General features: G+C 46.9%; 12 protein-coding genes. 6 read left to right on the top strand and 6 right to left on the bottom strand.

Annotated elements, in window-relative coordinates; all coding sequences use genetic code 11:
- Nucleotides 1-160: 160 nt before the first annotated feature.
- From F6K37_RS22200 to ndhC, 6 genes are all read right to left on the bottom strand, one after another.
- On the bottom strand, nucleotides 161-1,171 hold the full coding sequence (locus tag F6K37_RS22200; protein WP_008180789.1) for a family 2B encapsulin nanocompartment shell protein: 1,011 nt from the start codon (nucleotides 1,169-1,171) through the stop codon (nucleotides 161-163).
- 204 nt (nucleotides 1,172-1,375) lie between these two features.
- The gene (locus F6K37_RS45595) at nucleotides 1,376-4,093 is read right to left on the bottom strand and encodes a SufS family cysteine desulfurase (protein WP_008180792.1); all 2,718 of its coding nucleotides are present in this window, start codon (nucleotides 4,091-4,093) and stop codon (nucleotides 1,376-1,378) included.
- Nucleotides 4,086-5,063: a family 2A encapsulin nanocompartment shell protein gene (locus F6K37_RS22210; RefSeq protein WP_008180793.1), complete on the bottom strand. Its 978-nt coding sequence runs from the start codon at nucleotides 5,061-5,063 to the stop codon at nucleotides 4,086-4,088. Before F6K37_RS22210 ends, F6K37_RS45595 begins: the two co-directional genes overlap by 8 nt.
- 905 nt (nucleotides 5,064-5,968) lie before the next feature.
- Nucleotides 5,969-6,499: an NAD(P)H-quinone oxidoreductase subunit J gene (locus tag F6K37_RS22215; protein ID WP_008180794.1), complete on the bottom strand. Its 531-nt coding sequence runs from the start codon at nucleotides 6,497-6,499 to the stop codon at nucleotides 5,969-5,971.
- Complete coding sequence (gene ndhK / locus F6K37_RS22220) at nucleotides 6,492-7,238, bottom strand: photosynthetic/respiratory NAD(P)H-quinone oxidoreductase subunit K (protein ID WP_008180795.1); 747 nt, start codon at nucleotides 7,236-7,238, stop codon at nucleotides 6,492-6,494. Before ndhK ends, F6K37_RS22215 begins: the two co-directional genes overlap by 8 nt.
- Complete coding sequence (ndhC, locus tag F6K37_RS22225) at nucleotides 7,235-7,597, bottom strand: photosynthetic/respiratory NAD(P)H-quinone oxidoreductase subunit C (protein WP_008180796.1); 363 nt, start codon at nucleotides 7,595-7,597, stop codon at nucleotides 7,235-7,237. Before ndhC ends, ndhK begins: the two co-directional genes overlap by 4 nt.
- Before the next feature lie 323 nt (nucleotides 7,598-7,920).
- On the opposite strand from ndhC, the gene F6K37_RS22230 reads away from it, so the two are divergent.
- The 6 genes from F6K37_RS22230 to F6K37_RS22255 all read left to right on the top strand — a co-directional run bounded on the left by F6K37_RS22230 (nucleotide 7,921) and on the right by F6K37_RS22255 (nucleotide 10,550).
- Nucleotides 7,921-8,268, top strand: coding sequence for a rubredoxin (locus F6K37_RS22230; RefSeq protein ID WP_008180797.1), 348 nt, complete (start codon nucleotides 7,921-7,923; stop codon nucleotides 8,266-8,268).
- Between the two features lie 136 nt (nucleotides 8,269-8,404).
- Complete coding sequence (locus F6K37_RS22235) at nucleotides 8,405-9,409, top strand: photosynthesis system II assembly factor Ycf48 (protein WP_044492399.1); 1,005 nt, start codon at nucleotides 8,405-8,407, stop codon at nucleotides 9,407-9,409.
- Between the two features lie 133 nt (nucleotides 9,410-9,542).
- On the top strand, nucleotides 9,543-9,788 hold the full coding sequence (gene psbE, locus F6K37_RS22240) for a cytochrome b559 subunit alpha (protein ID WP_008180799.1): 246 nt from the start codon (nucleotides 9,543-9,545) through the stop codon (nucleotides 9,786-9,788).
- Nucleotides 9,789-9,910: 122 nt separating this feature from the next.
- Nucleotides 9,911-10,045 (top strand): cytochrome b559 subunit beta, encoded by a 135-nt coding sequence (gene psbF, locus F6K37_RS22245; RefSeq protein WP_071986818.1) that lies wholly within the window; start codon nucleotides 9,911-9,913, stop codon nucleotides 10,043-10,045.
- Between the two features lie 11 nt (nucleotides 10,046-10,056).
- On the top strand, nucleotides 10,057-10,176 hold the full coding sequence (gene psbL, locus F6K37_RS22250; RefSeq protein WP_071986819.1) for a photosystem II reaction center protein PsbL: 120 nt from the start codon (nucleotides 10,057-10,059) through the stop codon (nucleotides 10,174-10,176).
- A 254-nt stretch (nucleotides 10,177-10,430) separates the two neighbouring features.
- Entirely contained in the window at nucleotides 10,431-10,550 is a 120-nt protein-coding gene (locus F6K37_RS22255) for a photosystem II reaction center protein J (RefSeq protein ID WP_071986820.1), read from the top strand.
- Nucleotides 10,551-10,691 lie beyond the last annotated feature (141 nt).

Here is a 10,691-nt window from a genome sequence, read left to right on the forward strand (position 1 = left end):
AGGTGGGTAGGGGAGCTTTGACACTCCCGCATCGGTATGACGTTTTTAATTCTCTTAAAAAATCATATCGAATGAGAAGTGTTCGCGAAGCGTCGGCGAAAGCCGATAGCAGTACGGGAAAACCGCTGCTGCGTAACATCCTCATAGAATCCTCCGTGTTTTAACCGGGGGAGATGTCAATATTTGGATCTTCATCATAATAGCGGCCAATATCTACATTTTCTAGTACCCCCAAAGCATCGGGAACCAGTACGGCGGTGGAAAAGTAAAGAGTGACGAGGTAGGAGGCGATCGCCTTCTGGTCAATGCCCATCAACCGCACGGACACACCTGGAATCTCTTCATGTTCGCCAATCAAGCCGGTTTTACGCAGCCCTACCACTCCTTGCTGCGCTTCACCCACGCGCATCAGCAGAATATTGGATTTGCCTTTGGCGTCCACAGCAAGTTTATTACTGGCAATAATGGGAACTCCACGCCAGGTGATAAAGGGCGATCCAAACAGGTTCACTGTGGCTGGGGGAACCCCACGACGAGTGCATTCCCGACCAAAGGCGGCGATCGCCTTAGGGTGGGCCAAGAAAAAAGCAGGTTGTTTCCACACCTTAGCTAGGAGTTCATCCAAATCATCCGGGGTAGGGGGACCTGTGCGTGTTGAGAGTCGCATGGAAGGATCCGCCTTGTGGAGTAACCCAAAGGCTCGGTCTGGATCACCATTGCCATCGTTATTGACAATTTCCCATTCCTTGCGCTCCCTTAGCGCTTCAATAGTCAAGCGCAACTGCTCTTGCAACTGATCTCTGGCATTGCTGTATAGGTCACTGACCCGGGTATGCACCCGCACAATCGTTTGAGCCACCCTTAAGGGATATTCCGGCGGGTTATCATCGTAGTCAACAAAGGTTTGGGTGAGGGTGGGTTCCCCTTCGTGACAACTTAACATGTCAATGTTCTTTTCTCCGTCATCGTTTGCGGCAAAACCCTCTAAAATCCTGACATCCCGTCGGTTGACACGGTAAGTCCCCCCTGACACTTCAACCCAAGGCAATAGCTGGAGCAACCAGCGTGGTGAAATGGCCCGCATTTGCAGCGGGGATTTCATGGTGCAGGCTAGTTTCTTGGCTGCACGAACACTTACACTCTGTTGTGGCTGCTCCGATGTGTAAACCATAGAATCGGTTCTCTTAAACGATTAGCTTCTAACAGTAAACGCATCTAATTCCTAGGATTCCTATATATAGTGTTTTTAAAATTAAATAAACACTATTTTATGTATAAAATTCCTTGTAAACAAACGCAATAAAGCCTGGTTTATTGAAAAATACAGTTTATTGACAAGATGCGTTTACCGTGATTATGATATTTATATTGAGTTTTAGGATAGCTGGTGTTTGGCCTTTTTAATTGCTGCAATCAGCTTATCTACTTCTGCAAAGGTGTTATAAAACGCTAAGGAGGGGCGCACAGTGCTAGTCAACCCAAACCGTTTCAGGGTGGGTTGGGCGCAATGATGTCCAGCACGTACGGCAATGCCTTCACTATCCAAGAATTTCCCCATATCCTCTGAAGAAATATTCTTAAGAGTAAAGGACAGCGTACTGACCTTACCCGCTGCTGTGCCAATCTGGCGCAATCCTGGAATGGCTGCCATTGCTGCTGTAGCATAAGCCATCAATGCTTCTTCATGTTTAGCCGCCGCTTCAAAACCAATTTGATTGATATAGTCAATGGCTGCCCCTAAACCTACGGCTGCTGCCAGGTTGCCGGTACCTGCTTCAAATTTAGCTGGAATGTCGTTAAAGGTGGTTTTTTCAAAGGAAACAGACTCAATCATGTTGCCACCGCCTTGCCAGGGGGGCATCTCTTTGAGTAAAGCTGCCTTACCATAGAGAGCACCAATGCCAGTGGGGCCAAAGAGCTTGTGACCGGAGAAAACATAAAAGTCAGCCCCCAGGTCTTGAACATTGGTTCGGAAATGGGGAACCGATTGAGCCCCATCGACCACCACCGTAGCACCATGGCGATGAGCCATAGCTGCCATGGTTTTGATGGGCAGCACCGTTCCCAACACATTGGAAACATGACTCAGGGCAACGATACGGGTGCGATCGCTGAGCAGTTTTTGATATTCCTCCAGTAAGATTTCCCCTTGATCACTAATAGGAGCAACCTTTAACACGGCTCCTTTCTCTTGGGCTAGCATCTGCCAGGGTACAATGTTAGAGTGGTGCTCTAAAGTAGTGAGCACAATCTCATCCCCAGCTTTAACATGCTTGCGACCATAGGTTTGCGCCACCAAATTAATCCCTTCGGTCGTACCCCGTACAAAGACTATTTCCTTGGCTAAACTTGCACCCAGAAACCGTTGAATTTTCTCCCGAGCGTCTTCGTAGGCATTGGTAGAGCGCGCCGCTAGGGTATGAGCCCCTCGGTGGACATTGGAATTATCCTGCTCGTAGAACTGGGATAGAGTATCGATCACGCTCTGGGGTTTTTGACTGGTAGCAGCATTATCCATCCAGATCAGTGGCTTGCCATGAACCTGCTGGTGCAGAATTGGGAAGTCTCGCCGTACCGCTTCCACATCAAAGCTATCCTGGGGCAGTTGCGAGGTTTGCTGATCAGTGGAAAGCTTGGATGAGCTTGACTCCGCCGGTTTTGAGTCTGGCAAAAAGTAAAACTTAGGTGTGCTTCCAGGGGGTAGAGGCACCGCTGCTGGAGGTTCGGTTAGAGACTGATGCAGATCTGTTTCACTCAGAGCAATGTAACCAGCCCCTTCCTCTAAAATGCTCAGGAACTCGGCACCGGGTAGCATCTCAACCTGGGGTAGAGCCTCGCTGGTGCTCCGTGCCCCAAGTTGTTTGAGGTTTCGGATTTCCCCTTCCCCTTGACCTTGTAGCTCACGGCTCTGGGTTTCTATTGCCCCTCCGAGTTGTTCCGGGGCCACCATGTTGCTACCGGATGGGTCACCAGCAGGTAGCGTAGAGGCAGCAGAGGTTATGGTTGGAGACAGATTCTGCAAAAAGTAATAATCGGAGGAACTTTCCTCAAATAAAGATGCAGGTTGGGAAGAAGCCGGTGTTTTCCCCTGGATATCAGGAGAGGATTGTTGGCCCACTGCACCAGCTTGTTCAGGGTTTAGCACCGTTTTAGCTTTTGGTTCAACCTCCGATCCTAGCTGTTCAGGGTTCTGCAATGCTGTACTGGTAGATCCTGCTGCTCCCATCTGGTCTGAGCCAGATTGAGGAGAAACTGGAAGAGCAGGTTCGGTTGAGAAAATGCCTGCCATGCCTTGCTCAAACAGATGCTGTAATTCGGCTGAGTCGGGTAGGAACTCGCTGAGGCTGAGATCCCCCATTCCTGTCATGCCATTGCCACTGCTTGGAGATTGACTGGGTACTTGACGCCCTGGCCGATTGGCTTCGGTAGCAGCGGTGCTGGGTGCAGTTGTGCTTTTGGTTGCTGCCTCACTGGTTTGAGTCGCAGACAAGTTGGGGGTTTGTGCTGAGGAGATCTCAGGCATTAAGGCAGAGCCAGAGGTACCCCCCTGAGGCACTGGCGTTGATGGGGCAGATGTGGGTGTTTTTCCCTGGAGATCAGAAGATGGCTGACTAGTTCCAGCCATCTGGTCTGGGGTTGACCCCCTCGACAGCTGCTGTTGAGCTTCAGCTCCCAATAGGTCTAGGCTCTCCAGACCAGACATAAGTTGTTGAGCCTCAGACATGATTGGGTCTATTATTTGGCCTAGACCCTGTAGGCTGGACAGCTGCTGTTGGGCATCAGACAGCAATTGCTCTGGACTTTGCCCACTAGTGGTCTGCTGGGGTTGAGCCTCCGGTTGCTTGGGACTCTGGCTGCTGGATTGGGATTGAGCAGCCGCTACCGGTTGACTTAAACCCTGTCCAGTCAACATCTTTGGCATCATGCCAGCCATTGCCTCTGGTGAGGTTAGCGGTTCGGGTAGCTGGGCAAAGAGCTGATTCAATATTTGATCTAACATTTGGGGATCGGATAGATCCCCTCCGAAAGAACTTTCAAGGGGTTGACTGTTCTGAGGCGATGGGGAAAGATTTAAACCTTGTTGTTCAGTCATAATTATGGTATGTCGTAATATCTACGTTCTCCAGAACGCCCAGGGCGTCGGGCACTAGGCAGGCTACGGAAAAATAGATGGTAACCAGGTAAGTGGCAATCGCCTGGTCACTGATCCCCATTAAGCGCACGGACACGCCCGGCACTTGTTCTCCAGGCACGCCAGTTTTTTGTAGACCCACGACCCCTTGGGCAGCTTCGCCAACTCGCATCAGCAGAATATTGGTTTTGCCCTCTTTTACCTTCAACTTATTACTGGGAACTACCGGAACCCCTCGCCAGGTGATATAGGGTGAACCAAATAGTTGAACGGTTGCAGGCGGAACACCCCGGAGCGTACATTCTCGACCAAAGGCAGCGATCGCTTGGGGGTGAGCTAAGAAAAATGCTGGCTGTTTCCAGACCTTGGCCAATAGTTCATCAAAGTCATCCGGTGTGGGTGGCCCAGTACGAGTGGAGATGCGCATAGATGGATCTGCGGCATGGAGTAAGCCATAGGCTTTGTCGGGATCACCATCACCATCATGGTTGATAATGTCGTTTTCCTTACGTTCCATCAATCCTTCAATGGTGAGGCGCAACTGCTCTCGCACCTGATCTGTGGCATTGCTGTAGAGATCACCGACTCGGGTATGAACCTTTAAGATCGTCTGGGTAATACTCAAAGGATACTCCCGAGGTTCATCGTCGTAGTCAACAAAGGTTTGGGTGAGGCTGGCTTCGCCTTCGTGGCCACTTAATATTTCAATGTTCTTTTCCCCATCGTCGTTGGTGGCCATCTCTTGTGTAACTCTGACATCTCGGCGGTTCACCCGGTAAGTACCACCTGAAACCTCAACCCAAGGTAGAAGCTTGAGGAGTAAACGTGGAGTCTTCCCCCGCATTTGGGGCGCTGTTTTAGTCGTCGTCGCTAAATTACGCGCTGTTTGAGTACTTAAGCTTTGTTGCGGTTGGTCTGGTGTATAAACCATCTCTTAAATCCAAGCAGTACATTATTTTAATTCACCTGGATTAATATACTATTCTCCTGACGCGGACAGCAATTTAGAGTAAACAAATCTTGTATCTTGTTAGGTAATCGGTAAGATTTCTTAATTAACCATGGCTTATTGTGCTTGTTGACAAGGGATTTTCCATATATAGTTTTTATGGAATTACAAAAACACTATATATGGAAATATTGCACAACTACAAAAAACTTAATAACGGCAGTGATAACAATCAATTTCAGTACTTAAATAGTCAAATCTTATCACTTTTCCCTGTTCCCCGTTCCCTGTTCCCTAGTTTGACAGGTAAATTTTTAACTTGGTGCAATATCTAAGTATACTCAGCTCTTGCACCTGATCAGACAAAAATAAAAACCTAGTTAATTTAACCAAGGCATAAGTATATCTAACCAGGGCTATTTCATTGCGGAAAATGCGCTCTTTGTTTATCTATTCGAAACTGGCACCATCTTTGTGCCTAAGCTATATTTTAAAAGTAATCAGAAGGATAGAGATTTAGAGCAAAGTTACGATCAACGACAAAGATTTGAGGTAACTGATGCATCCAAATACGTGAAGCATTTCACCAACAAGCAGCATTTTAGACCTTGCTTGTCAGTCAATATAATATAAGGCATCGTGCCGGTTTTGTGTGAAAGACTTTGTGCAAAATTTATCCCACACTCACACTTGGCCGTAGGCCATGGGTGGTCGATCACCCTTGCAGATTTGGGGCTTCTTTTCCTGGAAGCTAAAAGCTGATCAGGTCATCGAGAATCCTAAGTAAGTTGATTTGACTATAACCCATCAGCCCTCTTAGGGAGTGAGGAAAGTGCGATGTTGAGTTTGCGATCGCATCAGGGAAACGATCACAAACCCATAGCTAATCAATAAGCATCCTGTAATTCGTAGAAGTCCGGTGATATGTAATCCTTCCGCAAAGGCCAACCCACCCAATCTTCTGGCATCAAAATCCGCTTCAGGTTAGGGTGTCCTTCAAAAACTATACCGAACATATCGTAGGTTTCCCGCTCCTGCCAATCAGCAGCTTTCCAAATCCAGTACACCGAGGGAACCTTAGGATTATCTCGCGGTAGGAATACTTTTACACGCACTTCCTCAGGCTGATCAGTATTATCACTCACTTTAATCAAGTGGTAAAAGCTCACCAAGTCTGCCCCAGGACCAAAATCATAGCCTCCTTGACATTGGAGGTAGTTAAACCCATAGGCGTACAGAGCAGTAGCAATGGGAAGCCAGACATCTGGTTGAACTTTGAGTACCTCAACGCCTAGGTGATCCAGCTCCATGAACTCATGGTCAAAACCGTTTTCCTTGAGCCATCCGGAGACTTTTCCCGCTTCAACTATCTCAGAGGATTGTGTGGTTTGCTCTACTGGTTTTGACTCTTCAGCCACGCTTTACCTCCTGCTTTTGATAGGATTTGAGTGCTGGTGGTACTGCTATTCCCATCTCCTCGGTCAACTGTTTGGGTGCAGTATAGCGCTCCTCTGATTGCAGGTACTTACCCGTCAAAATCTCTGGTACCACTTTCATGTTGTGAGTGGTGCTGTAGTAACGGTGGGTTTGCTTGAGCTGACCACGCTCCTGAATCGACTCGTTAGCCACCTTTTTGCGAAGCTTGACAATAGCATCCATGATTGCTTCTGGACGAGGGGGGCATCCAGGTATATAGACATCCACTGGAATCAATTTATCCACACCACGGACTGCTGTTGGAGAATCAACGCTAAACATGCCGCCAGTGATAGTACAAGCTCCCATGGCAATCACGTACTTCGGCTCTGGCATCTGCTCATACAGACGAACCAGTGCTGGTCCCATTTTCATAGTTATGGTACCCGCTGTGATAATTAAATCCGCTTGCCTGGGGCTAGAACGAGGAACCAAACCAAAACGGTCAAAGTCAAACCGCGACCCAATCATTGCTGCAAATTCAATGAAGCAGCAAGCCGTACCATACAACATCGGCCAGAGGCTGGAAAGCCGCGCCCAGTTGTAAAGGTCGTCTACTGTAGTCAAAATTACATTTTCCGATAGGTCTTGAGTGACTTGGGTTCGCTCAATCGGGTTAAGAATTTTGTTTGTTTGCTGCTGTTCTATAGCAGCACTATCCTTTGTAAGATTAGATTTCATGACCATTCCAAGGCTCCTTTGCGCCAAGCATAAACCAGAGCAAGCACAAGAATTGCAATAAAAATTAGGGCTTCCACAAATGCCAGTAATCCCAGGCGATTGAAGGCGACAGCCCAGGGATAGAGGAATACAGTTTCAACATCGAAAATCACGAACACCAGGGCGAACATATAGTAACGAATGTTGAACTGAATCCAAGCACCCCCCACTGGTTCCATACCAGATTCATAGGTGGTGCGTCGCTCTGGCTCCCGATGGCTAGGTCGCAAAAGCTTGGAAGCCGACAGGGCTAGTAGGGGCACTAAGCTGCAAGCTAGTATGAAGCCTAAGAGATACTCGTAACCGCTAAGAACAAACACAATTGGTCAGTGCCAGGTAAAAACTGGCGTTAGTACTTCTTTACAAACTTTATTATAGGTGCTCTGCCCTTTTGAACGGTCCTCAGGGATCAGTGGTTGGTTCTCAAAAGCCAATGACTACCATAGACTTCAAGGTTGTTCGTAGTTGAGGGTAATCGCTTTGCCTAGAAGACCCTACCATTTCAAGGGTTGATCAAAAATCCGGTCAGGCATTGGGGAGAAACTCCTGAGCTTAAATCAAAAGTTAAGAAAATCTGACCCTTAGTGTGTGATAATATTTTTTAACATAGTTATTAAGATTTGCTGCTTAAGCTTACAGAGCAATGACTGAACGAGCCCCAGAGCAAACCCTAGCTGAACAAGCACCCAGCAGCTATGAATGCCGTGCTTGTGGCTATGTTTACGATCCGACTAAGGGAGATAGCAATCGCAATGTTCCAGGAGGGACATTATATAAGGATTTGCCAGATGATTGGCGCTGTCCAGTGTGCAGCGCTCCGAAAATTCAGTTTATTAATATTGGTGCTGTTAATGCCCCGTCTGGATTTCAGGAGAATCTTACCTATGGCTTAGGTGTTAACCGCATGACACCAGCACAAAAAAACCTTTTAATTTTTAGCGCTTTAGGATTAGGCTTTTTATTTTTTCTGAGCCTTTACGGTTTGAACTGAAATCAGGGCAGTTGGCAAGTTTATTGAACGTGAGCAACTGCTGGCATCACCAAAGCTTAGATCTAGAAGCCATCGCCCTTGCTGGGTTCTGAAAACCTACGGAGAAAGCTGCCATACTCAAAAAGTTCTGGAAATAATGAGATATTTGATGAAAACGCTGAAACAAATTTTAATATTACTGGCGGTGGCATTAATTTGTGTCAGCTGCAAATCTCCTTCATCCATAAGCTACAATCCTTGGGCGGTTATTTCCTTACCTACAGAAGCGACCATGCAAGACCTTGGCTTTACGGGGGATCTTAGTCATGGATGGATTGTGGGTAGCTATGCCACAATTTTTGAGACTAAGGATGGGGGTAATACATGGCAACAGAAAGGCTTGGATCTCGGAGATGAAAATTATCGCTTCTCCTCTGTAAGCTTTGCTGGTGATGAGGGGTGGATTGTTGGTCAACCTTCGATCATGCTCCATACTACTGATGGGGGGGAATCTTGGTCTCGCATTCTCTTAAGTGAAAAGTTACCAGGTTCACCCAACAGAGTGCTCGCTCTCGGACCCAACTCAGCAGAGATGACCACTGATGTTGGCGCAATTTATCAGACTAAGGATGCTGGGAAAACCTGGAAAGCACAGGTAGCACAGGCGGTCGGAGTCACCCGTAATATTTCCCGCTCTGAAGATGGTAAATACGTGGCTGTGTCTGCTAGAGGTAACTTTTACTCCACTTGGGATCCAGGTCAGAGTGCTTGGTTACAGCATAATCGTTACAGTTCCAAGCGTCTTCAGAATATGGGGTTTACCCCCGATGGTCGTCTGTGGATTCTTGCCCGGGGTGGTCAGGTACAATTTAGCAGTGCTGAAGACCTAGAAGATTGGCAAGAACCGATGTATCCGGAAGTTTCCAACAGCTTGGGATTACTTGACTTAGCCTATCGCACACCCAATGAAATTTGGTTAGCAGGTGGCAGTGGTAATTTGCTTTGTAGCTTTGATGGTGGAAAAACTTGGCAAAAAGACCGGGATCTTAAGGATGTTCCCTCCAATTTTTACAAAATCGTCTTTGTAACACCAGAACAGGGGTTTGTAATTGGTCAGAAAGGGATTTTACTCAAGTATGAGCCGCATACCCAGGAAGCTTAGGGCTTTGAAATCCCTATGATCGATGCCAGTCAGTTTCGTTTTATGTTTCAACATTGAAGATGTAGAAAAAAACGGCACTTAGAACTATTATAGTTATGGAATTCTAAACGGTTGTTGGTAAGAGGAATCTACGATGGCAGGTACAACTGGAGAACGTCCGTTTGGTGACATTATTACCAGCGTTCGTTACTGGGTCATTCACAGTGTTACTATCCCAGCCCTATTTATCGCTGGTTGGCTTTTTGTTAGCACTGGTCTGGCTTACGATGTGTTTGGCACACCCCGTCCTAATGAATACTTTACTCAAGAGCGGATGGAACTACCAATCGTTTCCGACCGCTACAATGCTAAACAGCAAGTTGAACAATTTGCTCCATAGGTGTGACCCGAAAGTGCGACCCAAGGGCGATTTACTCGCCCATGGGAAAGCGCACTTTGAGCGAATTTAATTCTTAATGGGTCAAGCGCACCTAAAGGTTTTTTAGATAAAGGCAGACAATCATGACTAGCAGTAATCCCAATCAACCAGTTTCGTATCCGATTTTCACGATTAGATGGTTAGCGGTTCATACCCTAGCCGTTCCTTCAGTCTTTTTCTTAGGCGCGATCGCAGCCATGCAATTTATTCAACGATAGGAGAAGCAATTATGGAGCGGAATTCCAATCCCAATAGACAGCCGGTTGAACTCAATCGGACGTCTCTTTACTTAGGTCTATTACTGATTTTTGTGCTTGGTATTCTGTTTTCCAGTTATTTCTTTAATTAACTGATTTAACAGATTCGCCTAAATCTCCATCTTAGAGAAGGCTAGGATGTAGACGGGAAAAGACTCTTAGTTAATTCCCTGGTAATTTCCGGTTAATCGGGAATTTACTACTTTACTCCTGATAGGAGTTGCACAAAACCCTTACCACTAGGGAGGCTTTTCAAGGAAATTACTAGTTATTAAGACTAGTTATTAAGCCTTCTATCGTTAACTGCATCTAAAAAAAACTTGATTTAAAATTGGAGGTATAAGCTGTGTCTGGAGGGGGAAGAATTCCTTTATGGATAGTTGCCACTATCGCTGGTACTGGTGTCCTCGTAGTGGTTGGTCTTTTCTTCTATGGTGCCTATGTGGGAGTTGGTTCTTCCATGTAAGGTTGACCGATTTCTCTGATTAACACCCCGGCGAGGTTCCCTCGCCAAGGTAACGCGCACGACAAGAAAGGCGCGAAATTAAACATGAAGTAAATCCACAGGTGCGACCCGTGGCGAATTTAATTCGCCACGGGTCGCACA

This window comes from Moorena sp. SIO4E2, assembly GCF_010671945.1.
GTDB lineage: Bacteria > Cyanobacteriota > Cyanobacteriia > Cyanobacteriales > Coleofasciculaceae > Moorena > Moorena producens.